Source organism: Hymenobacter sp. APR13, assembly GCF_000737515.1.
Taxonomy (GTDB): domain Bacteria; phylum Bacteroidota; class Bacteroidia; order Cytophagales; family Hymenobacteraceae; genus Hymenobacter.
The window spans coordinates 4,483,122-4,507,097 of sequence record NZ_CP006587.1 but is presented as its reverse complement, the minus strand read 5'-3'; the positions used below and the strand labels follow the sequence as shown (position 1 = coordinate 4,507,097).

Below are 23,976 nucleotides of genomic sequence, written 5' to 3'. Positions count from 1 at the left end.
GTGAAAAGTAGCAGGGGTTATAACGTATGAACGTCATTCCGAGCGAAGCGAGGAATCTCGCGTGCTGACTTTGCAATAGTAGTCAGGCATCAGCATGCGAGATTCCTCGCGCTGCTCGGAATGACGTTCTTATTTTACCTGTCACCTGTCACCTGTCACCTGTCACCTGTCACCTCATCACCCCATCACCTCATCACCAAAAAAACACCTATTTCCGATTGTCGTCGGCTTGCTGCATGCTTACGTAGCTGTCGTAGCGGGGGAGGGCGATGCGGCCTTTGTCGACAGCTTCGCGCACGGCGCAGCCGGGCTCGTGCAGGTGCTGGCAGTTGTGGTAGCGGCACTGGTTGAGCAGGGCGCGCATTTCGGGGAAGTAGTGGGCCAGCTCGCCGGCTTTCATGTCCACGAGGCCCAGTTCCTTGATGCCGGGCGTGTCGATGAGGAAGGTGCCGGGGCGCACTTCCAGCATCTCAGCAAAGGTGGTGGTGTGCACGCCCTTGTCGGAAAACTCGCTGATTTCGGCGGTTTTCAGGTCCAGGTCGGGCACCAGTGCATTGATGAGCGTGCTTTTGCCCACGCCGGAGTGGCCGGAGAGCAGGGTGGTTTTGCCGTTGAGCTGGGCGTCGATTTCCGCCACGCCCTCGCCGGTGTGGGCCGAGCAGCGCATGCCCGGGTAGCCGATGCGCTGGTACATGTCCAGAATCTGCTCCTGGTAGTCAGCGAGGTCTTCGTCGTAGAGGTCAGTTTTGTTGAAAAGCAGCGTCACGGGAATCCGGTAGGCCTCGGCCGTCACCAGAAACCGGTCGATGAAGCCGAACGAGGTAGCCGGCGAAACCAGCGTGACCACCAGCATGGCCTGGTCGAGGTTGGCGGCGACGATGTGGGCGTGCTCAGTTTTGTGCACCGAGCGCCGGATGATGTAATTGCGGCGCGGCTCGATGTGGTGGATTACGCCGGCACCTTCGGTCTGCTCTTCTACCGTGAAGGCCACCTCGTCGCCCACGGCCAGCGGGTTGCTCACTTTCAGGCCTTTGATCTTGAACTTGCCGCGCAGTCGGCAGCGGTGCAGCTGCCCCGTGCCGGTTTCGCGCACCACATACCACGAGCCTGTGGATTTTACAACGGTTCCGGTCATGAGAGTAACTGAGTAAAGGAGTATCTGAGTAAGGAGTAACTGAGCAGTTGAGTAACTGAGTAGCAGGGTTGAGCTGTAGAACGCACTACTCAGTTACTCAACTGCTCAGTTACTCTGTTCAAGCCAGCGCATGATTTTGTTGGTGGCGCCGCTGTGGTCGTGTACGTAGTCGAGGCTGAGGTCCTGCACTTTCAAGCGGGCTTCTTCCTGGTGAAACAGCGGCCCGAAGGCGCGTAGCAGCTCGTCTGCCGATGTCACCGGGAAGGCACAGCCCAGGTCTACCAGGTCTTCGGCTTCCTGAAATTTGTGGTAAGTAGGGCCGAAGAACAGCGGCAGGCCAAAGGCGGCGGCCTCCAGCGTGTTGTGCAGGCCCTTGCCGAAAGCCCCGCCCACGTAGGCGAAATGCCCGAACCGGTACAGCTGGCTGAGCAGCCCCACGTTGTCGATGAGCAGCACCCGGGCCTGGGCCACGGTGGCGGGCTCGGCGCGGGAGTAGCGCACCACCTGGCCGGGCAGCACGTCCTCCACCAGCCGCAAAGTGGTTTCGCTGATTTCGTGGGGCGCCACGATGAAGCGGAGCTGCGCGGCGTACTGGCGCATGAGCGGCGTGAGTGCCGGCAGGTCTTCGGGCCAGCTGCTGCCAATGATGAACACGGGCACCCAGTCGTCGGTGAAGGCGTCTACGAGGGGCAGCGGGCGGGGCTGAGCGGCGGCGGTGCGCACCACCGTGTCGAAGCGGGTGTCGCCGGCCACGCTGGCCTGGCTGATGCCGGCGCCGTGCAGCAGGGCGGCCGAGGCCTGGTTCTGGGTGAAGATGTGGGTGAAGCAGCCCAGGATTTTCCGGAAAAAACCACCCCCGGGCTGGAAAAACAGCTGGTCGGGCCGGAAAATGGCCGACACGCAGATGGTGGTGATGCGCCGCCGCTGCAGCTCGGCCAGAAAGAAATACCAGAACTCGTACTTCACGAATACGGCCAGCTGCGGCTGCACCGCATCCAGAAAGGCGCGGGCGTTGGCAGCCGTATCCAGAGGCAGGTAGAAGATGTAGTGGGCACCGGGCCAGTTTTTGCGCACCTCGTAGCCGGAGGGCGAAAAGAACGTCAGCACGATTTTGTGGCCGGGGAAGCGGGCGGCGTAGGCCTCCATCAGGGGGCGGCCCTGCTCAAACTCGCCCAGCGAGGCGCAGTGAAACCAAGCCAGCGGCGCGGTTTCGGCCTGCAGGGCAGCCTGAATCCGGGGCAGCAGCCCCTGCCGGCCCTGCACCCATTGCGCCGCTTTGGGCACAAAAGGCGCTACCAGCTGCAGCAGCCACGCATACAGGCGCAGGACAATGGAATAGAGGAAAGACAATTGGTGGTGCTTAGTGCCTGATGCTTCGAGCTTAGGCAACGAAATGGTAGCCGTGCGCTCGGAAGCCCAAACGAGCAGTAGTTCAGACGAGAGTGCGCAAAAATAGGCTTTTGCTTGCAGGCGAACTAAAAAAGGCTCCGACGTATCCGCCGGAGCCTTTGAAGAGCCCTATGCACTAGGCACAAAGCGTTATGCACTACAGATTAGTGATTGGCTTGCTTGCCGAGGTAGTTGGCAACCCCTTCGCGGGTGGCCGACATAGCCTCCTTGCCTTCTTCCCAGTTGGCGGGGCAAACTTCGCCCTTCACCTCGAAGTACTGCAGCGCGTCCACCATGCGCATGGCTTCGTCGATGCTACGGCCGAGGGGACCGTCGTTTACTACCTGGTGGCGCACGATGCCGTCCTTATCAATCAGGAATAGGCCGCGGTAGGCCAGAGGCGAGCCCACGAAAGTCATTTCGCCGGCTTCGTTGTAGTCGTAGTGGCCGCCGAGCACGTCGTAGTTGGCCGCAATGGTTTTGGTGGCGTCGGCCACCAGTGGGTATTTCACGCCTTCGATGCCGCCGTTGTCGCGCGGCGTCTGCAGCCAGGCAAAGTGCGAGAAGTGCGTATCCGTCGAGCAGCCTACAATGGCCACGCCCTTGGCCTCAAAGTCGGCCAGACGATCCTGGAAAGCAATGATTTCGGTGGGGCAAACGAACGTGAAGTCGGCGGGGTAGAAGTAGAAGATGACGTGCTTCTTGCCCAGGTAACGATCGAGGGAGAAATCCTCTTCGAATTCGCTGTCAATTACAGCGGTAGCTTTGAAAGAAGGGGCACGCTTGCCTACGAGAACTGCCATGGATTGGTGAGTTGGTGATGAACTGATTGGGTGATGAGGAGGCGAAGAAGGTGGAGTGCAATCGGATGAAGCAGCTGAAAAGAACAGGCCGCGCTACGCGAAAAGCCGTACGGCTAAGCTCGGGTCACTGACTTCCGTGCTGCCCTAGCGGGCCACTTTCTCGCCGGTGATGTGCAGGGAAAAGGTGTGGGCCTGAAAGCCGGGCATGTTGCGCTGCGCAAAGAACTCCTGCAGCAGGGCATCCAGCTGCGGGTCGTGGAAATCCAGGATTTCCTGCGTGTCGGAGCAGATCAGGTGGTGATGTGCCGAGCAGTCGGCATCGTAGCGGCGCGAGCCGCCTTCGGCCGAGGCTACGCGGCGCGTGAGGCCGGCTTCCACAAACGAGTCGAGGGCCTTGTACACGGTGCCGAGCGACAGGTTGGGCACCTGCTGCAGCACCTGCCGGTGCACCTGCTCGGCCGTGGGGTGGCCCGGCAGCTGCAGCAGGCACTCCAGAATAGTCAGGCGCTGCCGGGTGGCCCGCAGGCCGGCCTTGGCCAGTCGGTCGCGCAATTGGCCCGGCGTGGGCGGCGTATGTTCAGAATGAAAGGTCACTAGGTAAGAATGCTTCTCCGCAAAGATACGCCTATAAGCCCGCCAGTCCCAAAAATGTTCAGTGAGGCCGCTGGAAGGGTGTTGTTCGTTGTTCGTGATTCGTTGCTCGTTGTTAGCTATTAGAAGCCGCGTGCTGCCTATACATTGTGCCTGACAACGAACAACTCCCTACGCCTGCCCGCGGCAGACTACCTGGAAGGTCTGGCGGGTGCGTTGCTCCAGCAGCAGCTCGCGCCCCTCGGTGAGGCGCTGGATGCTGGCCGCATCGTAGTTTTTGATGGTGTAAAGCTCCAGGCCCGTGTTGTAGTGAATGGTGAACTGGTCGCGCAGCAAGGCCAGCAGCTTTTCGAGGCGGTAGGCCGAGAATTCCGTGCATACCGAAAAGCTGATGGCCGAGTTCTGCATCAGATGAATCTTGAGCCGCACCTGCGCCAGCGCCCCGAAAATCACCTCCAGGTTTTCCTCAGAAATAAATGTCAGGTCCTTGCTCTCAAACGACACCAGGCACTGCCCGTCCTTACGGATGAAGGCCGGCGCCAGCAGGCCGTGGCGGCAGTCGTGGATGCGGGTGCCCTCGGCGCTGGGGTCCAGAAACGACTTCACCAGCAGCGGAATCCGGCGCACGGCCAGCGGCTTGATGGTTTTGGGGTGGATGACACTGGCGCCGTAGTACGCCATTTCGATGGTTTCCTGGTAGCTGATTTCGGGGTAGCGCACCGTATCTCGGAAAAACTTGGGGTCGGCGTTCAGCAAGCCCGCCACGTCCTTCCAGATAGTCACCGACCCGGCCTGCAGGCAGTAGGCGAAAATGGCCGCCGTGTAGTCGGAGCCCTCCCGGCCCAGCGTGGTGGTCTGGCCGCTGGCCGTGCCGCCCACGAAACCCTGGGTCACGACAGGGCCGTGGGCCAGCAGGTCGGGCAGCGCGGCCAGCAGGTGGCGCTCTGTGGTGGGCCAGTCTACGCGGCCCTCGCGCCAGGTATGGTCCGTGCGAATCAGGGGGCGGCAGTCCAGCCACTGGGCGCGCAGGGCGCGGGCCACAATGCACGTCGCCAGCAGCTCCCCGAAGCTCACAATCTGGTCGTACTGCCGGTCGTAGTCGCCGGGCAGGAGGGTGGCCAGCCGGTCGCCGAGCTGCTCGAACAGGGTGGCCAGCAGCGGGGCGGCGCTGTCGGTCGGGGCTGCCTCGTCGGCTACGCCCAGCTCTGCGGCTACGTTCGCATGAAACTCGCGCAGGTGGGCCAGTGGGGCGGTGAAATCCTGCCCGCTGTGGGCCAGCTGAAACAGTTCCTCCAGAGCGTTGGTGGTTTTGCCCATCGCCGACACCACAATCAGCAGCGGCGCGCCGGCCCCGTACTCCTGCACAATGCGGCCGAGGTTGCGGATGGCCGCGGCGTCTTTCACCGAGGCGCCGCCAAACTTGTAGACTTTCAACTGAGAGGATTCCTGCATGGGCTCAAATGTAGGGCGGAACGGATATTTGTGCCACTACGCCCGAAAAAGGTTAATTTTGGCTTCCCACCCATCCGTTCATTCTCTCAGGCTTTTATGAATCAACACGACAAGCTGGCGCTGCCCGTAGGCACTACTCTGGACCGTTTCATCATGCGCAAGCAGGAGGATTTTCCTTATGCCACCGGCGAGCTGAGCCAGTTGCTGCGCGATATTGCCCTGGCCGCCAAAATCGTGAACCGCGAAATCAACCGCTCCGGCCTCATCGATATTGCCGGCGCGTACGGCAACCGCAACGTGCAGGGCGAAGACCAGCAGAAGCTCGACGTCATTGCCAACATCCGCTTCATCCGGGCGCTGCGCAACGGCGGCGAGGTGTGCACCATCATCAGCGAGGAAGACGAGGAAGTCATCCAGACCGGCAACGTGCAGGGCAAGTACATCGTGGCCATCGACCCGCTCGACGGTTCCAGCAACATCGATGTAAACGTGTCCATCGGCACCATCTTCAGCATCTACCGGCGCGTATCGCCCACCGGCGCCGAAGGCACAATGGCAGACTGCCTGCAGAGCGGCACCCACCAGGTAGCGGCCGGCTACGTAATCTACGGCTCCAGCACCATGATGGTGTACACCACCGGCAACGGCGTCAACGGCTTCACCTACGAGCCCAGCCTGGGCGAGTTCTTCCTATCGCACCCCAACATTCAGTCGCCTAAATCGGGCAACGTGTACTCCGTAAATGAGGGCAGTTCGGCGTCCTTCTCGCCCGGCATGGCCGCCTACGTGGCCCACTGCAAGGAGCAGGGCTACTCGGCCCGCTACATTGGCTCGCTGGTGGCCGACTTCCACCGCAACCTGCTCAAGGGCGGCATCTACATTTACCCCTCCACCCAGAAGTCGCCGAAGGGCAAGCTGCGCCTTATGTACGAGTGCAATCCGCTGGCGTTCATTGTGGAGCAGGCCGGCGGCAAAGCCAGCAACGGCTACATGCGCACCATGGAAATCGAGCCACTCGACATGCACGACCGGTGCCCACTGTTCATCGGCTCTGTAGACTTGGTGAGCCAGGCTGAGGAGTTTATGGCCCGCGAACTGGCTCAGGCAGAGTAGCCGGTCGCTCCGGCCGGATTCAGCTGGCATACCTATAAAAAGAAGCCCGTCTGCACTGCTGCAGACGGGCTTCTTTATTGCTATTGAAGAAAAGAACTAGTCTTTCTTCTTGGCGCTTTTCTTAGGAGCCTTTTCCGCTTCCTCGGCGGGCTCAGCAGCTTTCTTCTTGGCTTTCGGCTTTTCTTCCGTAGCCTCGTCGTCGGCTTTCTTGGCTGCTTTCTTAGCAGGCGCTGCAGCGGGGGCTTCGGTTTCAGCGGCGGCAGCTTCGGTAGCTTCCTCAGCGGCTTCCTGGTATTCCAAGCGGCTGCTTACCACGTGGTACCACTGCACCAGCTTCTTGATGTCGGACATGTACACCCGGTCCCGATCGTAGTCGGGGATGATTTCGCCCATGAACGCCGTCAGGTCGCGGTCATCCGACTTGTGGGTGAGGGCCAGGCTGCTGCCATGCTTCTGGTAAATCCGGTCGAAAACTTCCGTCAGCGGTACCGTCTGGTCGTAGTCCTGGGTGTAGATGGAAATCTCCTGCAGCAGCGACACCTTGTTGCGGGCCGAGGCCACGGAGCGGGTGGCCTGCTCATTGAGGGCTTCCACGATAACGCCCGCGCGGGTTGGCTTCACGAGGCGGTACAGACCGGGCATTCCGCTGATAGCGGCAATCTCCTTCAGGTCGTAGGGCATAGGGGTAAAACAGTTGTTGGAAAAAGCAAAGTTACTCAGTTGCGGCGGCTTGGCCGGGGGCTGGCAGCTTAAATACAATCGGCAGGCTGGTCAGCACGGCATAATCGGGCTTCTTGAACTGGAGCAGGCGTACTACGCGCAGCGCTTCCTCGCCACAGCCACCCCCAATGTTCTTCACCAGTTTGATACCCGACATGGTACCATCCGTGTTCAGCGTGAAGCTCACGATACAGGTGCCCTGAATGCGGTTGCGGCGGGCCAGAATCGGGTATTTCTTTTCTTTCTCAATGAAGGCATACAAGGCATCCTGGCCACCCTCGTAGTACTCGGCTACCGGAATGGTTTTGCTCACGTTGCCTACCTGATGCGCCGGGGCTGCCGCGGCTGGTTCGGCTTCCGGCGCTACCGTTTCCGGCGCCGGCCCATCGGTCTTGACCTTTACTTTGGTTTTCTGCGCCAACGCCGGTACCGAGCAGGCCAGCAGGCCCAGGGCCAGCGCGAAGGAAAGTTTTTTCATGAACGTAACAGCAAGAAAAAAGGGAAGGAAAAAAGCCGGAACAACCCGGCCCGGCACCCAGACAATTACGAGGCCAATCTACACAATCTCCTCCGTTTGGGCCATCTGCCGGTTCACGTCCTCGATGAAGGCCAGCACCTCGTCGCGGCCCGTTTTCTCCTCCGCCGACGTAACGAAATGGCGCGGCACCTCATCCCACGATTCGCTCATTTTGCGCATGTATTCCGTCACGTTCTGGTGCGTGCGACTCCCCGATTGTTTGTCGGCCTTGGTGAATACCATCACAAACGGAATGCCTTCAGTGCCGAGCATTTCCATGAATTCCAGGTCCACGGCCTGGGCCGTATGGCGGGAGTCAATCAGCACAAACACGCAGGACAGGTTTTCGCGCTGGCGCAGATAGAAATTAATCATGCGGCCCCATTTCACGCGGCTGTCCTTGCTGACTTTGGCGTAGCCATAGCCCGGCAAGTCAACCAGATACCATTCTTTATTAACCAGGAAATGGTTGATAAGCTGAGTCTTGCCCGGCAGGGAAGATGTTTTGGCCAGCCCTTTGCGCTCCATCAACATATTAATGAGCGAGGATTTGCCCACGTTGGAGCGGCCGATAAAGGCATACTCGGGGAGCGTGGGCGGCGGGCATTGGTCTACCCGCGTATTGCTCATTAAGAAAGAAGCGTCACGAATTTGCATACTGAAATGGACAGGTGTGAAAGCAAAGGTACGCCCGGAAAAACATTGCCTCTATTCTTGCCAGGTAAACCGGAGTTGAGGCAAATTTCGTAGCCTATTCGAGGTTGTTTGTAAAGCAGACCTATATTTGCGCGGTTAGAGTACCTTGCTCAAAGCAAAAAAACGGCATAGCCTTATTTTTTTCTGGGCGTTGCTGCACTGATTTTATATGAATTGGATGGGACTAAGTTGGTATTATAAAATTTCTATCTTTGCCCGCAAATTCACTTGTTCTGCACTCGCCAAAATCCTGAAATAAGTAGCGTAAAGAAGAAAAATTGCTCTTTTTAGCGTGAAAAAAATAGTTCCTTACTTAACCCTAGGACAGGTTTTCAGTATAAGAGGCATCTTACCGCAAAACCGCTGCTACAAGCAGTATCCGCACCTGGGTTAACTCCTCTTGCAACTCCTTATTCCTCAAACCCCTCCTCAGATGGACAACTTAGTCAAAAGGTTATTGAAAGCCTCTTGCGCCTTAGCTCTTACCGCGGCCGTGGCCCAGCCTGCGCTGGCCCAGAGCACGCGCCAGCAGCTTAAGACGGCAAATAAGTTATTCGACCAAGAAAACTACCGGGCCTCCATTCCTTATTATGAGCAGGTTCTGGCAAAGGAGCCCAACAACGCACTGGCGCTGTTCCGTGCCGGTATTTCTTATATGTCGTTTGACAAAGAGAAAGCCAGCGACTATATCTATAAAGCTCAGAAGCTGAAGCCTAAGGTTTCGAAGGACGTAGAATATTGGCTTGGCCGTGTTGACCACCTCAACTACAACTTTGATGAGGCCATCACGCACTATCAGGCGTACAATGCCACGCTGAAGCCCAAGGACACGCGCAAAGCTCAACTGGCGCAGTTGATTCAGCACTCGAAAAATGCCAAGGTGCAGTTCAACAGCCCCAAGGACATCTTCGTGAAGAACCTGGGCCCTACGATCAACACGCCTTACTCGGAGCACAGCCCCGTGATTTCGCAGGACGACAAGATTCTGCTGTTCACGTCGCGCTCCGATAACATGAGCGCCCAATCGGTTGCGCAGGACGCCAAGAACAACAAGAAAGACAAGAACCTGGCGACTGACGGTCAGTACTACGAAAACATCTACGAAGCGCGCCGCATCGACGACGAGAACTGGGAGAAGCCCCGCTCGCTGAGCACGGTGCTCAACGGCAAAGGCCACGATGCTTCGATTCAGGTGTTCGATAACGACACCAAACTGCTGATGTACCGCAATGACGAAAACGGCGACATCATGTACGCCGAGAAGTCGGGCGCTGACTGGACCGAGCCGAAGAAGTTGAACGACAACATCAACTCCAAAGCCTTCGAGTCGGACGCATACATCACCCCGGATGGACGGACCATTTACTTCTCTACGGGTAAATACTCGGAAGACGGTACGCTGGACATCTACTACGCTACCCGTCAGCAGGGTGGCGACTGGGGCACGGCTAAGCCTGTTGCTGGCATCAACACCAAATACGACGACGACAGCCCGTACCTGAGCAAGGATGGCCGGACGCTGTACTTCGCTTCGCGTGGCCACAACACCATGGGCGGCTACGACATCTTCAAGTCGGACTATGATTCGGTAGGCAACAAGTGGGGCCGTCCGGAGAACATGGGCTACCCTGTGAATACGCCTGATGATGACACGTACTACCGTCTGAGCCCGAATGGCTCGTATGCGTATCTGTCGTCGTACCGCATCGGTGGCTACGGTGAAAAAGATATCTACACCATCAACTACATCAAGAACGCCATCATCCGGGGCAAAGTGTTCAGCAAGCGCGACAGCACCACGGTAATTCCCGGCGTAGAGCTGGTATTCAGCGGCACTCAGGCCGACAAAACGGCCCTGAGCTACCGCGACGTAACCAAGCCCGAAACCGGCGACTATCAGGTGAACGTGCTTTCGGGCCGTACGTACCAAGTAGCTGCTTCCAAGGATGGTCAGAACGTAGCCACGGAGGAATTTGCAATACCCGTATCGACCAACGATTCGACGGTCATTGAGAAGAACTTCTACGTTGATTACGTAGACACGAGCTCGGTAGCTGGTGTGGCTATGAAGCCTATCTACTTTGATACCGACAAGTACAAGCTGCGGGCTGAAAGCATCACGGAGTTGAACAACATTGCCGCTATCCTGGCTGCTAATCCTGGTGTGAACATCTCGATTGAAGGCCACTGCGACTCGCGCAACACCGACGAGTACAACATGGTACTGGGTCAGAACCGTGCGGATGCTGCTTACAACTACCTGAAGAAGCAGGGTGTAGGCGAAACCCGTATGGTAACGGTTAGCTACGGCGAGCGTCGTCCGGCAGCCGGCAACGACACGCCAGAAAACATGCAGCTTAACCGCCGCGTAGAGTTCCGTACGATTCTGAAGGAGGGTGAAGCCATGCCAACCATGACGCCTCCTGCTGCCCCAACTTCGGCCACTCCAGTGCGCACTACGCCACTGCAGCCCGGCAAAAGCAAGGTGAAGATGGCTGACGGCACCAAGGTGAAAACCAAAGTGGACGAGGACAGCGACAAAGTGAAAGTGAAAACCAAAGGTGCTTCGGACGAGAAAAGCAAGACGGTGACCAAAGAAGGTACCATTGATGCCAAGACCAAAGACGCCAACGGCGAAAAGACCAAAGTGAAGACGGACAACGACTAAGCCGCTTCTGATAGCTAGTAAAACGGGCCGGGCAAATTGCTCGGCCCGTTTTTTTTCAACATAATGGCCGAACCAACGTTATGTTTGGGCAATTTTGCCCCTGAATTTTCGTTGTTCGCCCCAGAACTATGGCCGTAGTACCTTACAAAGACGACACCGCTGGCAAAAAGTCACAGGTGGCGCACATGTTCAACAGCATTGCCGGGAAGTACGACTTCCTCAACCACTTCCTGAGTGCGGGCACCGATATCTACTGGCGGCGTAAGGCCGTGAGCGAGTTGAAGCAACTGCGGCCGGCCCGGATTCTGGATATTGCTACCGGCACAGCCGACTTCGCCATCGAGACACTGCGGGCGGCTTCGGCCGACGCGCAGGTGACGGGGGTGGATATTTCGGAAGGAATGCTGGCGGTTGGGCGTAAAAAGCTGGAAGCCAAAGGCCTCACCAACCGTATCCGGCTGGAGCTGGGTGACTCGGAGAATCTGCCGTTTCCGGACGGCCACTTCGACGCCGTAACGGCTTCGTTTGGGGTGCGCAACTTCGAAAACCTGGCTATTGGCCTGGCCGAGATGCGGCGGGTACTGCGGCCGGGCGGCAAGCTCGTGATTCTGGAGTTTTCCAAGCCCACGGCCTTTCCCATGAAACAGGCCTACAATTTTTACTTCCGGCATATTCTGCCGGTATTTGGCAAACTCATTTCCAAAGACCGCGCCGCCTACACGTACCTGCCCGAATCGGTGCAGGCTTTCCCGGACGGCCCCGACTTCCTGGCTATTCTCCGGCAGGTTGGCTTTACTTCTCCCGCATGGCAACCCCTCACTTTCGGCATCAGCTCCATTTACACCGCACTCAAGTAGGCCAGGTTGCGTTGGCCGGCCTGCTGGCTCTGGCCGTGCCGCTCAGTGGGCTGGCGCAGAACAAGAGCCGGAGCAGCGCCAGCCGGGGCAAAGGCGGCCGCGTGAAGTCCATTACGGTGCAAAACCTGCCCGGCTACGACGACAAGTGGTTTCACCCCGGCTTCTACATTGCCCCCAACTTTTCGAGCTATAAGGTTGAGCAGTCACCGGCTTACATCGCCAACTTCGGCACGTCACGCGGCGTAACGGCTAATTCCAAGATCAGCCCCGGCTTCGCTGTAGGCTTTGTGGGCGATGCGCGGTTGAACGACTATTTGAACCTGCGCTTTGCGCCGGGCGTGAGTTTCATCACACGTCAGATTGAGTTCAAGCCAGATGGCTACACGCCAAACCCTGCCAACGAAGATGATCCGGAAGAAATCCTGACTCAGGAGGTAGGGGCCACACAGGTGGATTTGCCGCTGCTGGTGAAATTCCACTCGGAGCGTCGCCGTAACACGCGCGTCTACGTAGTGGGTGGCCTTAAGCCCAGCGTAAACGTGGGCACGCGTCGCAAAGACCCGGACCGCAACCAGCTGTCGGTGGCCAGCAGTGACCTAGCCATTGAGTATGGTGTGGGCCTCGACCTGTTTTACCCGTTCTTCAAGTTTGCCCCCGAACTGCGCTTCTCGCATGGCCTGAGCAACCAGCACCAGGGCGTAGACAACATCTACAGCCGCAGCATCCAAAGCCTGCGCAGCAACACAGTGACGCTGTACCTGACCTTTGAGTAACCTGCGAATGCGTGGCTGAAATCAAGAAATGGCTGGCTGCCCAACAGTGTGTTGGCGTGGCCAGCCATTTTTCATCTGGCTTTCTGTCGTTTTAACAAGTCTATATGAAAACTGCCTTCATCACCGGGGCTTCCTCGGGTATTGGCCGTGCTACGGCCGTAGCGCTGGCACAGGCCGGGTTCCAATTGGTCGTTACCGGGCGCCGCCGCGAGAAGCTGGAGGAGCTGGCCCGGGAACTGGGGGATACTCCCACGCACATTCTCACCTTCGACGTGCGCGACCGGGCGGCGGTGGAGGCTGCCGTCGGGAGTTTGCCTGCAGCGTTTGCTGAGGTAGACGTGCTGATCAACAACGCCGGCAATGCCCACGGCCTGGCCCCGATTCAGGACGGCAACCCCGACGACTGGGACGCCATGCTCGATGGCAACGTGAAGGGGCTGCTGTACGTGAGCCGGGCCGTGCTGCCCGCTATGACGCGCCGGCAAGTGGGCCACATCATCAATATCGGCTCCATTGCCGGCATCGAGGCCTATGCCAACGGCAACGTGTACTGCGCCTCCAAGGCCGCCGTGTCGATGCTGACCCGCACCATGCGGCTGGATCTGCTGCCCCACAACATCCGGGTGGCAGAGGTGAACCCCGGCGCGGTGGAAACCGACTTCTCGAAAGTGCGCTTCAAAGGCGACGAAGCCCGCGCCGAGTCTGTATATAAGGGCTTTCAGCCGCTGGTGGCGCAGGATGTGGCCGAAGTCATTCAGTTCATGGTGACCCGGCCGCCGCACGTAAACGTAGCTGAGGTGCTTCTGCTGCCAACGGCGCAGGGCGCGGCTGCTACCATTCGGCGGGAATCATAACCGAAAGCCAACGCACTGCAGCGAGCTGCAAAAACACAGCCCGGCCAATCAGTTGGCCGGGCTGTGTAGCATTTAGAGCTGTCGGGAGGCCAGCTGCTGCAGCAGGCCGGCGTGTAGGGTGTGCTGGCCGGCGAAGCGCAGAATTTCGGGCTCTACGCCGAATTCGCGCAGAAATGCGCCCTGCTTCTCTACATCAGCAGGCGAAACAAACTCGTCTTCGTCGCCGCAGACCAGCGTGACGGGCAGGCCGCGCAGCAACCGTCCCGCTGCCTGAAAGTCCATGTCGGGCGGGAAGGCGCCGGCCCACAGAATCAGCCGGGCCGGCCGGAAGGGCGCACGCGCCAGCCAGCGGCTGACAGTAGCCGCGCCCTGCGAGAAGCCCAGCACCGTTACTTGGGCCTCAGCCGAGGCCTGGGGCAGCAGGGTGGCGGCCAGCTGGTTGAGGTAGCCGACGTAGTCGTCGATTTCGAGTAGCCGGTCTTCGCGCGTCATCCAGGTGGCGCCCACCCGGCCGCCGGTACCTTGCAGGTAGAACCGCGAAAGGCCCTCGGGCGCCACCACTACCAGGGAAGGATCGGCGGCGCTGATGGCCGCGAAGTGCCGGATGAAATACTGGGCCAGCTGGCCGTAGCCGTGGCACACAAACCAAACCTGCCGGGTGGCAGCCGTCAGCTCGCCCAGCTGGAAGTAGCGCGCCGTACGCGCAACCGATATATGGTGTTCCTGGGCCATAGCGCACAAAATCAGTTCAGGCTGCCCGCCCGCTCGTCAGGGCAGAGCGCCCGGCAGTAGCCGGTGCCTGCCGAACAAACGGCGGCAATATGCGGGCCGAACGGGAAAAGAAGATTAGCCTTTCGACGGCAGATCGTCGGCGCTGAAGCCAAACGGCAGCAGGTCGGAGAGGCTGCGGAAACGGTAGATGCTGCCGTCAGGGCCGGGCATGAGCAGCGGAATGGCCTGCTTCTGGCGGTGCTCGTACTCGGCCATAACCTGTCGGCAGGCCCCGCACGACGATACCGGCACGAAGTCGCCGGCGGCGGGGCGGGCGGCCACGGCCATGCCCAGAATGCGGCGCTCGGGCTGCGAGGCGGCCAACCCGAACAGGGCGGTGCGCTCGGCGCAAAGGCCCGAAGGGAAGGCCGCGTTTTCCTGATTGGTGCCCCGGAAGATGGTGCCGTCATCGAGCAGGAGGGAAGCGCCGACGTGGAAGTGCGAATAAGGCGCGTAGGCCTGGTCGGTGGCGGCGCGGGCGGCCTGCCAGGTAAGGGCTTCGGCGGGCGTTAGCTCGGCTTCAGTGAGAACCTCGACGTGAATGGTGAGGTTGAGCGGTTGGGCCATGAAATAGGCAGAAATAGATATTCCGGTACCGGCTCGCGGCCCCGGCAGAAGAAGGGGCGGTGAATGTACTACAAATCCGGCGGAGTAGCGGCATGCGGCCCGGAGAAAGGCGGCCGCGGAAACGGCTATTTCGCAGTTGCAGTCTGGCTTGATGGCCGACCAGGGCTGCGGACAGACCGGATTGGCAGGAATTCGTTAGAATTGGCCCTGTTTTGTGCCCTTTCATCTGCTGCGCTGATTTGCCCGCTGTGCCGGGCCTGATTGGCTTCTCCGCAAATTTCCACCCATGACCCGTATCACCCTGCTCGGGGCCGGCCGTTCGGCTTCCTCGCTGATTCAGTACCTGCTGCGCCACGCGCCCACCGAAAACTGGTTTCTCACCGTGGCTGATGCCAACCCGGCGCATCTGGTGCCGGTGCTGGCCGCGCACAGCGAATACGCCCGCGCCGTGCCTTTCGCGCTGGAAGATGAGACCCTGCTGCAGGAACTGGTAAGTGGCGCCGACATCGTTATTTCGATGCTGCCGGCGCTGCTGCATGGGCCGGTGGCGCGCATGTGCGTGCAACTGGGCCGCCACTTGGCCACGGCCAGCTATGTGAGTGAGGAAATCCGGGGCCTGGATGCGGCGGCACAGGCGGCCGGCTGTACGCTGCTGATGGAATGCGGCCTCGACCCCGGCCTCGACCACATGTCGGCCATGGCCGTAATTGAGGAAATCCGGGAGCGGGGCGGCCGCATCACCTCGTTTAAGTCGTACTGCGGGGGGCTGATGGCGCCCGATTCGGAAGGGGATAATCCGTGGAAGTACAAGTTCACCTGGAACCCCCGCAACGTGGTGCTGGCCGGGCAAAGCACGGCCAAGTACTTAGAAAACGGCCATCCGCGCTACATTCCTTACCAGCACCTGTTTGCCCGCACCGAGTCGATATCGGTGCCCGGCTACGGTGACTTCGACGGCTACGCCAACCGCGACTCGCTCAGCTACCGTGCGCCCTACGGCCTCGACGATATTCCGACGATTCTGCGCGGCACGCTGCGCCGGGCTGGCTACTGCGCCGCCTGGCACGCGCTGGTGCGCCTGGGCCTCACCGATGATACCGTGCATCTGGGCAATGCCGCCGACCTGACCTGGCGCGAGCTGATGGAGTCGTATCTGCCGGTGCTGGTGCCGCGGGCCGCCACCGAAACCGCCCTGGCAGCCCACTGCGCCGACTATCTGGGCCTTTCGATGGCCGGGCCGGAGATGGAGCGGCTGCAGTGGCTGGGCTTGTTTGGGGAGCAGCCCGTGGGCCTGGCCAACGGCACGCCGGCCCAGTTGCTGGAGCGCCTGCTGACGCAGAAGTGGCAGCTACAGCCCGCCGACCACGACATGATTGTGATGCAGCACCTGTTTGAGTTTGAGCTGGCGGGCGTGCGCTACGGCCGCACCAGCTCGCTGGTGGTGCTCGGGGATGATGCCACGCACACGGCCATGGCCAAAACCGTGGGCTTGCCGCTGGGCATGGCCGTGCGCCGCCTGGCGCGGGGCGAGGTGGCCGCACGGGGCGTGCTGATTCCTACCGGTGCCGACCTCTACCAGCCGATTCTGGCGGAGCTGGCGGCCGACTACGGCATCCGGTTCGAGGAGCACGAAACCATGCGCTAGCCTTGCTCATAGCTTTTTTCAGGCAGGAACAGGCGAGGTAGCTACGCAATAGTTGGAGTCTCGTCGTTGAACAACTGACGCCGGATTGTCCGGCGAAACAACATCAGCAACGACGAGACACAAGATAGTACGCCTCTACCTCGTTCACCCAGCCGGAAAGCAACTGCAACAACTTCTCTAGGCAGCCGCAGACACGTGCCAACTCAGGCATGTGCCCGGCAGCTTTCCTGTCCTGGATCAAATCAATTCTGCGCACTTGAAAGGGTATCTGTGGCTGCGGCTGCAAATAGGCGGCCGCTTGCTGGCCGAGCTGGGCTGGTGGCGGCTGGCGCTGCTGGGGCCGTTTCTGCTCTTGTCGGTGGCGCGCGCCTTCGTGGTGCTGGCCCCGCACGCGGCCGGGCAGTGGCTGGTGCCGCTGTTGGTGGCGCTGTTCATTGTCAGCCAGCACCGCCGCCGCCCCGACCTAGCGTTTCTGCAGCTGACCGCGCCCCGGTTCCGGCCCTGGCTGGCCGCCGAATACGGGCTGTGGAGCTTTCCGGCTGTGGCCGCACTGCTGGCCTTCGGGCAGCTGGGCGCGGCGCTCCTGACACTGGGGCTGGCTGTGGCCGCCGCCTGGCTGCCGGCGGCCCGGCCCGAAGACAGCAAGAAACGCCGCCGCAGCCTGATGCGCAGCGAGGCCTTGGAGCTGGTGAGCGGCCTGCGGCAAACGGCTGCCGCGGTGTGGTGGCCGCTGCTGCTGGCCGGCGCGGCGTGGGGGCGGCAGTATCCGGAGGTGCCGGCTTTGGCGCTGGTCGTTTGGCTGCTGCTGCTGGCCGGGTGCTACGGAAACCCTGAGCCCTGGACGCTGCTTCTGCCGGCCTTGCGGCAGCCGGGGGCGTGGCTGCGGCGGCGCGTGGGGCTGGCACTGCTTTACCTGCTGCTTACGGCCGCGCCGTTTGCCGGGCTGCTGGCGCTGGGGCCAGCGGGAGCCGGCGGGGCGGGCCTGCTGCTGCTGGGCGGAGCAGTGCTGCTCACGATGGTGGTGCTGGCCCGGTACGCTTTCTACCCCGATGCGCTGCTGGTGCGCCTCACCCAGGGCGCCATTCTGTCGCTAACGCTGCTGGCGGGGCAGCCGGTGTTTCCGGCGCTGCTGCTGGTGGCGTTTGCGGGGCTGCTCTGGAAAAGCCGGCAGCGACTCTCCACTTTCCGACAAGACTGAGGCATGATTGAGATTCGCAACCTGAGCAAAGCCTTCGGGAGCCAGCTGGTGCTGCACGATGTGAGCCTGACGCTGCAGCCCGGCACCCTGCACGGCCTGGTGGGGGCCAACGGTGCCGGCAAAACCACGCTGCTGCACTGCCTCTACGGCCTTCACGCCGACTACCAGGGCACCGTGCTGGAAACCACCGGACTACCTATCCGGCCCTGCACCGGGCTGCTGTCCTACGAGCCGTATTTCTACCCGCGCCTCACCGGCCGCGAGTACCTTGAGTTCACGCTGCAGGCCCGCGGCCGGGCTGTGGTGGATTTCAACGGCTGGAACCAGTTGCTGGAGCTGCCCCTCGACCAATACGCCGAAGAGTATTCGGCCGGTATGAAGAAGAAACTGGCGTTGCTGGCCTTACTGGTGCAGCCCTTCCGCTACCTCATCCTCGACGAGCCCTTCAACGGCCTCGACCTGAATGCCAACTTGCTGCTGATGGAAATTCTGCGGCGCCTGCGCGGGCAGGGGGTGGGCATTCTGCTGACCTCGCACCTGCTGGGCTCCCTCACTGAGCTCTGCGACGAGCTGACCGTGCTGGCCGACGGCACCGTGCGCCGCCGCTATACCGCCGCCGAGTTCGGGCAGGTGCAGGCCGATCTGCTCGACGAGTTCTACCAGGAAAAGCTGGCCCAGGTCCACCGGCTTCTGCCAAATGAAGGCCAGGTTTGAACCAGCCGCTACAGCGCCAGATAAAACGGCCCCAGCAACTCCCGGAAAGCCGGCGAATACTCCTCATTGGCACCTTTTATCAGCAGCTCCTGCTGGCGGAGCTGGGCCGGCTGGCGCTCAAACGTGGTGATGTGGCGCAGCGGCTTGCTGCCGGCCCTGTGCCGCACTACCAGCTGGGCGGTCGGCCAGAGGCCAGCTTCGGCGGCGGCCTGCTCGAAGTGCTGCATTTCGGGCGGCGGCAGCAGCACCGTGAGGTGGCCGGCTGGCGCCAGGAATTCGGCCGCAAACTGCGCCAGCTCAGCGAAAGTCAGCGAATCATCCGTGGTGTGGCGGGCGGTGGTGCGCCGGGCGTCGGGCGAGCGGAGGGAGTGGCGGAAGAAAGGCGGGTTGCAGAGGATGCCGTCGAAGGGCGCAGGGTGGGTGGCGGCCAGGCCGGCCAGCGGCAGCGCGTGCAGCGTGAGCCGGGCCGCCCAGGGACTAGCTAGGAAGTTGGCGGCGGCCTGCGCGGCGTCAGTGGGGTCCAACTCAACGGCCTCGATGGTGGCGGTGGCATTGCGCTGAGCCGCCATCAGGGCCAGCAACCCGGTGCCCGTCCCGATATCGAGCAGCCGCTGAGCGCCGGCCACCGGGGCCACGGCACCCAGCACGCAGGCGTCGGTGCTCACCTTCATGGCGCACGCGCCCTGCTCGATCCGGAACTCTTTGAACTGAAAATACGAATTGGCCACGGCAGACAGTAAACAGACAGCCGGCAAAGATCCGCAGCGTATTGGCTATTCCAGAGCCGGCCAGCGTTTTTCAGCAAAAAATGACCTGCCAAATCCTGCTGCGTTGCGCGGCTACTGGCTGACAGCGCGGCGCTTTTCCTCCTCGGCCCCCGTGGCCCGCTTGCGGGCCGGCGGCACCTCGTTGCTGCCAAAGCGGTACGTAAACGACACTGTGGCCGCCCGGCTGTCCTGGTTGGCGCGGTAGCGTTCCTCAAACACCTGGTAGCGCGAGGTGGCCGTAATCGGCGCCGTGTAGAGCAGGTCGGTGGCGTTGAGGCGCAGCGTGGCCCGGCCGTCGAGCAGGCTTTTCTGCACGCCCACGCCCAGCTGCCCAAACGCCTCTACCACCTGGAAAGCGTACCACTCGCGCGAGTGGTAGCTGCCATTGAGGTCAGCAGTCCAGCCCTTGCCCAGCGCGAAGGTGCTGTTGGCGCTGACGATGGCGCCCGGCCGGCCGGCCGGGGCGGTGGTGCTGCTCAGGCGGCCATCGAAGTAGATGTAGAACAGCTCAATATCGGTGTAGAGCTGCCACCATTTGGTGGGGGCCAGCGGGGCCGTGAGCGTGAAAGCGTAGTAGTGGCGGGTTTGCAGGTTCACGTCGGTGGCGGCTACCAGCCGCTCGGGGCCGGGCTGGGCCAGGTACACCGGCACGATGGGCCAGTGGCCGCGCGCGTAGCTCAGGCCCGTGGTGTATTTCTGGCGCCAGGTGTGGGTCAGCTCGGCGTTGTAGCTGGTCATGGGCTGCAGGTAGGGGTTGCCGGCGCGGTACGAGGTGGCATCTACATAAGACCGAAACGGGTTGAGCTGGGTGTACGTCGGCCGGTCGAGGCGGCGGCTCAGCGTGAAGCCCACGGTGTGCGCCTCCGACAGCGTCCGGCTTAGGCTCAGGTTTGGGAACAGCTGCAGGTAGCGACGATCGAAGTTTTCGTTGCCGATGTCCTGGCGGCCGGTGGCCACGGTTTGCTCGGCGCGCAGGCCGGCCGTGAGCGTGAGGCCCGGCCGGGTGCGGCTCATCGTCAGGTAGGCCGCCCGGATGCTTTCGTCGTAGCGGAACCGGTTCGACTGGGTGGCGTCCGGCAGAAAACTGCCGTTTCGGTAAAACACCACATCGTTGTCGGCGCGCACCTGGCTGGCTTTCAGGCCCAGCTCCAGGCGCAAGCCGCGCGGCAGCGGCCGCACATAATCGGCCTTGGCGCTTTGGATATGCAGCGTGCCGTCGTGTGTGCCGATGAGCGTCGTAGCCGGCCGGTCGGCGGGCAGGCTAAAGGTTGTCGCCAGGTCCAGCACGCGCCGGATACCGTAGCGGGCCAGGTCGGCATCGGCCGTCAGCTCGGGCGTGCCCGCCGAATCGGGGCGGAACGTGTGGCGGAACGTGAGGTTGGCGGCCACGTTGGGCGTGCGCAGGTCGCGGAAGTTGTCGGAGGTGTAGCGGCTCACGGGCTGGCCCTGGGCGTCAAAAAACGCCGACTCGTTGATGCCCTGCCACGGCGACTGGCTGGCTAGCCCGCTCACCATGGCGCCCAGCGTGGTTTGCTTGCTCAGGGTATAGTCGAGGCCTGCTTTCCAGGTGTGCGACACCAGGTGGTTGCGCATTTCGTTGCGCTGCTGGCTGCTGGCTTGGGGTAAGCCTTCGGGCCGGTAAAGCCGCGAAAACACCAGGTTCTGAAAGTTGCGGCGGTCGGTGTAGGCGTAGGTGGCGTAGAGGTTGGCCTGCCTGCCGCGGTAGTTCAGCGACCCGCCCGAAGTGTGCTTGCCGTAGCGGCCGCGCCCGTAGCTGGCATTCACGCTGCCGTTGGTGCCCAGGCGCTGGTCTTTCTTCAGGTTGATGAGGATAACGCCTGCCGTGCCTTGCGCGTCGTATTTGGCCGGCGGGTTCGGAATCAGCTCCATGGTGCTCACCTGCTCGGCGGGCAGAGCCCGCAGCATATTGGCCAACTCGGCGCCGTTCATCGGCACCCGCTTGCCGTCCAGTAGCACCAGTACGCCGCGCTTGCCGCGCAGGGCCAGCTCGTCGTTGCCGTCTACGGTCACGCCTGGGGCACGGCCCAGCACGTCGAGTACTGTATTGCCGCTGGAAAGCGTACTGTTTTCCACGTTGATGACCGTGCGGTCGGAGAGGCGCTCAAACAGTGGTTTCTGGCCCGTTACGGTTACGCCGCGCAGCTGCTGCGTAGCCAGGGGAGCCAGCGTCAGGCGCAGCGGGGCGGCCGGCGCCTGTTCCGTCACGGATACCGGCCCCGACCAGTTGTGCGCGTAGCCTGCCTGCATCACCGACACCAAATACTGGCCCACAGTGGCCGGCACCAGCACAAACTGACCATTGGCATCCGTAAACTCGGTTTTCACCGCCACTGAGTCGGTGGCGCGGTGCAGCATCACGGTGGCAAACTCCACCGGCGCCCCGGAAACAGTACGAACCTGCCCCGGTAAGGCTGCCGGTATTTGTTGTGCTGCCAAGGGCCCCGCCAGAGCGAGTAGTGGCAGTAAATACGAAATCCGGCACTGCGTACCGGCAAAAAAAAGATCCATGGGTGCACTTTCCGGTGGGAGAAAACGGAACGTGCAATAGGTGGCAAGCTGAGCGCTTGGCTTAATTGGGGCAGAAGCTCAGGTAGAATAGAGTACAAGGATAGCCGCAAAGTAGCGTTAGCGGAAAGCCAGCCTGCTTTGCTTACTGAAAGATAGCAACAAACCGCTTTCCGGCAAGATTACAACCGGTCTGAAATTCTCATAATTGGATTCGTCAGATTGTTGTAGTCTGATTTTTAAGTATTTAAAAATAGTAAAGGATTTTCCCTATTAGGGACGACGCCAACCAGAAATGGCCCAAAAAGAGAACCCCCGGCCGTATAGGCCGGGGATTACTACAGAAGGACTTCCCGGCGGGTAGCCGCTGGATATAGACTATTGTCGAGAGAGCCATTTACCGCAGCGCGTCCAACGCGGCCCGCAAACGGGGCAGCGCCGCCTCAATCGACTCCAGCGACGCGCCGCCCACCGACATGCGGAACCACGGCGCCATGCCAGCCGTGCCGAAGGCGCTGAACGGCACCAGCGCCAGCCCGGCGTCGCTGATCAGGTAAGAAGTCAGTTCTTTGGTGGTGCTGAGCAGCTGGCCGGCCGGGGTGGTTTTACCCAGCACATCGAGGCGGGCGGTGAGGTAGATGGCGCCCATGGGCACAATGGAATCGACGGGGTAGCCGGCCGCTTTCAGCTCCTGCAGGCCCGCGTGCAGCGTATCCAGGCTGCGCTGAATCTTCTCTTTGAACTCGCCGATGAAGCCATCGACGGCCGGGGCGTTGGGCAGGAATTTGGCGGTGGCCACCTGCTCGGCCTTGGGCGCCCAAGCGCCCACGTGGCCCAGAATAGCCTTCATCTTGTCAATCACCACGGCCGGCCCGAACGCATAGCCCACCCGTACGCCGGTGGCGGCCAGGCATTTCGAGATGCCGTCGATGTACACCACGTAGTCGCGCAGCTCGGGGCGCAGGTTCACCGGGTCGAAGTGCTCGGTCTGGCCGAAGGTGAGCATCCAGTAAATCTGGTCGTAGAGCAGGTATAGCGGCTTTTCGCCGGGCTGGCGGCGCTGGTTTTCGGCCAGTACCAGGTCGCAGATGGCCAGCAGGTTGTCGCGGGTGAAGACCGTGCCGGTGGGGTTGAGCGGCGAGCAGAGCGCCAGCAGCGTGGCGCCGGCCAAGTGCGGGGCCAGCTCCTCAGCCGTGGGCATGAAGTTGTTTTCGGGCCGGGTTTCCACCATCACCGGCTCGGCGCCCGAGAGGTGGCAGTAGTGGTTGTTGTTCCAGCTCGGCACCGGAAACACCACCCGGTCGCCGGGGTCCACCAGGGCCAGGTAGGTGGCGTAGATGAGGGGCCGCGAGCCGCCGGCCACCAGCACGTCGTTGGGGGAGTATTCGAGGCCCAGGCGCTCCTTGGTGAAGGCCGTGGCGGCTTCGCGCAGGGCAGCCATGCCGTTGGCGGGCGGGTAGTTGGTGTGCCCGGCCTGGTAGGCGTTGGTGATTTCGGTTTCGAGGGCGGCCGGAATCGGGAAAATGGCGGGGTCGAAGTCGCCGATGGTCAGGTTGCAGATCTGCTCTCCCCGGCGGATCATGTCGTTTACTTCGTTGCCGATTTTGATGATTTCGGAGCCGATGAGGCTGCCGGCCATTCGCGAAACTTGCATGAGAAAGACAGTTTGTGGTCGGCCAAATGTAGGAAGAACGGCAGGGTGGAAAAATTCTGGCGACCAACAAGGGTGCCTCAGGCATGCCCGACAGGTCCGGGCCACCTGCTACCTTGCGGCCCCAATCTGCTCTAATTCCTATGCTGACACTCGCAATTCCGGGCCTAGAGGCCCTGCCCGCCGTGGCCGACCAGGTGCGGGACGCTCTGCAGGGCCACAACATCGTTTGCTTCGAGGGCGAGATGGGGGCCGGCAAGACCACGTTCATCAAGGCCCTGTGCGTTAGCCTGGGCGTGCCCGAGGGCGAGGTCAGCAGCCCCACGTTCTCGCTGGTGAACGAGTACCGCGACGCCCGCAACCAGCCTATTTACCACTTCGATTTCTACCGCCTCAACCATCCCGGCGAAGCCGAGGACATTGGCGCGTTGGAGTACTTCGATTCCGGCTATCTTTGCCTGATCGAGTGGCCCAGCCGCATTGAGGCGCTGCTGCCCCCCGAACGACTACTCCTCACGCTCACCGTCACCGGACCCACTTCCAGGGAATTAGTAATCAGCAATTAATAA

General features: G+C 61.3%; 22 protein-coding genes. 9 read left to right on the top strand and 13 right to left on the bottom strand.

What is annotated here, in order from left to right; genetic code table 11:
• Positions 1-208: 208 nt before the first annotated feature.
• The 5 genes from rsgA to N008_RS18890 form a co-directional block, all read right to left on the bottom strand.
• Positions 209-1,135 (bottom strand): ribosome small subunit-dependent GTPase A, encoded by a 927-nt coding sequence (rsgA, locus tag N008_RS18910; RefSeq protein ID WP_044017868.1) that lies wholly within the window; start codon positions 1,133-1,135, stop codon positions 209-211.
• A gap of 105 nt (positions 1,136-1,240) precedes the next feature.
• Entirely contained in the window at positions 1,241-2,485 is a 1,245-nt protein-coding gene (locus N008_RS18905) for a 3-deoxy-D-manno-octulosonic acid transferase (protein ID WP_044017867.1), read from the bottom strand.
• Positions 2,486-2,688: 203 nt separating this feature from the next.
• A complete protein-coding gene (locus N008_RS18900; RefSeq protein ID WP_044017866.1) occupies positions 2,689-3,327 on the bottom strand; it encodes a peroxiredoxin in 639 nt (212 codons plus the stop codon).
• Positions 3,328-3,471: 144 nt separating this feature from the next.
• Positions 3,472-3,921 (bottom strand): Fur family transcriptional regulator, encoded by a 450-nt coding sequence (locus N008_RS18895; RefSeq protein ID WP_052381745.1) that lies wholly within the window; start codon positions 3,919-3,921, stop codon positions 3,472-3,474.
• A 168-nt stretch (positions 3,922-4,089) separates the two neighbouring features.
• Positions 4,090-5,370 carry an aspartate kinase gene (locus N008_RS18890; RefSeq protein ID WP_081910889.1) on the bottom strand — a complete coding sequence of 427 codons (1,281 nt, stop codon included), beginning with the start codon at positions 5,368-5,370 and terminating at the stop codon, positions 4,090-4,092.
• A gap of 96 nt (positions 5,371-5,466) precedes the next feature.
• On the opposite strand from N008_RS18890, the gene fbp reads away from it, so the two are divergent.
• Entirely contained in the window at positions 5,467-6,483 is a 1,017-nt protein-coding gene (gene fbp, locus N008_RS18885; RefSeq protein WP_044017864.1) for a class 1 fructose-bisphosphatase, read from the top strand.
• A gap of 96 nt (positions 6,484-6,579) precedes the next feature.
• On the opposite strand, the gene N008_RS18880 is transcribed toward fbp, so the two are convergent.
• From N008_RS18880 to yihA, 3 genes are all read right to left on the bottom strand, one after another.
• Positions 6,580-7,164, bottom strand: a complete 585-nt coding sequence (locus tag N008_RS18880) for a DUF5606 domain-containing protein (protein WP_044017863.1) — start codon at positions 7,162-7,164, stop codon at positions 6,580-6,582.
• A gap of 31 nt (positions 7,165-7,195) precedes the next feature.
• On the bottom strand, positions 7,196-7,681 hold the full coding sequence (locus tag N008_RS18875; protein ID WP_071884571.1) for an energy transducer TonB: 486 nt from the start codon (positions 7,679-7,681) through the stop codon (positions 7,196-7,198).
• 78 nt (positions 7,682-7,759) lie between these two features.
• Positions 7,760-8,377 (bottom strand): ribosome biogenesis GTP-binding protein YihA/YsxC, encoded by a 618-nt coding sequence (yihA, locus tag N008_RS18870; protein WP_044017861.1) that lies wholly within the window; start codon positions 8,375-8,377, stop codon positions 7,760-7,762.
• Positions 8,378-8,909: 532 nt separating this feature from the next.
• On the opposite strand from yihA, the gene N008_RS18865 reads away from it, so the two are divergent.
• The 4 genes from N008_RS18865 (at position 8,910) to N008_RS18850 (ending at position 13,568) form a co-directional block, all read left to right on the top strand.
• Positions 8,910-11,084: an OmpA family protein gene (locus tag N008_RS18865; protein ID WP_044017860.1), complete on the top strand. Its 2,175-nt coding sequence runs from the start codon at positions 8,910-8,912 to the stop codon at positions 11,082-11,084.
• A gap of 128 nt (positions 11,085-11,212) precedes the next feature.
• A complete protein-coding gene (gene ubiE, locus N008_RS18860) occupies positions 11,213-11,941 on the top strand; it encodes a bifunctional demethylmenaquinone methyltransferase/2-methoxy-6-polyprenyl-1,4-benzoquinol methylase UbiE (protein ID WP_044017859.1) in 729 nt (242 codons plus the stop codon).
• Positions 11,890-12,714, top strand: coding sequence for a porin family protein (locus N008_RS18855; RefSeq protein WP_044017858.1), 825 nt, complete (start codon positions 11,890-11,892; stop codon positions 12,712-12,714). Before ubiE ends, N008_RS18855 begins: the two co-directional genes overlap by 52 nt.
• 104 nt (positions 12,715-12,818) lie before the next feature.
• The gene (locus tag N008_RS18850; RefSeq protein WP_044017857.1) at positions 12,819-13,568 is read left to right on the top strand and encodes an SDR family NAD(P)-dependent oxidoreductase; all 750 of its coding nucleotides are present in this window, start codon (positions 12,819-12,821) and stop codon (positions 13,566-13,568) included.
• A 72-nt stretch (positions 13,569-13,640) separates the two neighbouring features.
• Here N008_RS18850 and N008_RS18845 read toward each other — a convergent pair whose 3' ends face one another.
• Together N008_RS18845 and cdd are read right to left on the bottom strand one after the other, a co-directional pair.
• On the bottom strand, positions 13,641-14,300 hold the full coding sequence (locus N008_RS18845; protein WP_044017856.1) for an alpha/beta hydrolase: 660 nt from the start codon (positions 14,298-14,300) through the stop codon (positions 13,641-13,643).
• Positions 14,301-14,414: 114 nt separating this feature from the next.
• Positions 14,415-14,906, bottom strand: a complete 492-nt coding sequence (gene cdd, locus N008_RS18840) for a cytidine deaminase (protein WP_044017855.1) — start codon at positions 14,904-14,906, stop codon at positions 14,415-14,417.
• Between the two features lie 286 nt (positions 14,907-15,192).
• Here cdd and N008_RS18835 point away from each other — a divergent pair, with 286 nt between their 5' ends.
• The 3 genes from N008_RS18835 (at position 15,193) to N008_RS18825 (ending at position 18,463) form a co-directional block, all read left to right on the top strand.
• Positions 15,193-16,551 carry a saccharopine dehydrogenase C-terminal domain-containing protein gene (locus tag N008_RS18835; protein WP_044017854.1) on the top strand — a complete coding sequence of 453 codons (1,359 nt, stop codon included), beginning with the start codon at positions 15,193-15,195 and terminating at the stop codon, positions 16,549-16,551.
• A gap of 256 nt (positions 16,552-16,807) precedes the next feature.
• A complete protein-coding gene (locus N008_RS18830; RefSeq protein WP_044017853.1) occupies positions 16,808-17,749 on the top strand; it encodes a hypothetical protein in 942 nt (313 codons plus the stop codon).
• 3 nt (positions 17,750-17,752) lie between these two features.
• The gene (locus N008_RS18825) at positions 17,753-18,463 is read left to right on the top strand and encodes an ATP-binding cassette domain-containing protein (protein ID WP_044017852.1); all 711 of its coding nucleotides are present in this window, start codon (positions 17,753-17,755) and stop codon (positions 18,461-18,463) included.
• Between the two features lie 8 nt (positions 18,464-18,471).
• Here N008_RS18825 and N008_RS18820 read toward each other — a convergent pair whose 3' ends face one another.
• From N008_RS18820 to N008_RS18810, 3 genes are all read right to left on the bottom strand, one after another.
• Complete coding sequence (locus tag N008_RS18820) at positions 18,472-19,191, bottom strand: tRNA1(Val) (adenine(37)-N6)-methyltransferase (RefSeq protein ID WP_044017851.1); 720 nt, start codon at positions 19,189-19,191, stop codon at positions 18,472-18,474.
• 111 nt (positions 19,192-19,302) lie between these two features.
• Positions 19,303-21,759 (bottom strand): TonB-dependent receptor, encoded by a 2,457-nt coding sequence (locus tag N008_RS18815; RefSeq protein WP_081910888.1) that lies wholly within the window; start codon positions 21,757-21,759, stop codon positions 19,303-19,305.
• Positions 21,760-22,153: 394 nt separating this feature from the next.
• Positions 22,154-23,410, bottom strand: coding sequence for a pyridoxal phosphate-dependent aminotransferase (locus tag N008_RS18810; RefSeq protein WP_044017850.1), 1,257 nt, complete (start codon positions 23,408-23,410; stop codon positions 22,154-22,156).
• Positions 23,411-23,550: 140 nt separating this feature from the next.
• On the opposite strand from N008_RS18810, the gene tsaE reads away from it, so the two are divergent.
• Positions 23,551-23,973, top strand: coding sequence for a tRNA (adenosine(37)-N6)-threonylcarbamoyltransferase complex ATPase subunit type 1 TsaE (tsaE, locus tag N008_RS18805; RefSeq protein WP_044017849.1), 423 nt, complete (start codon positions 23,551-23,553; stop codon positions 23,971-23,973).
• Positions 23,974-23,976: the final 3 nt, after the last annotated feature.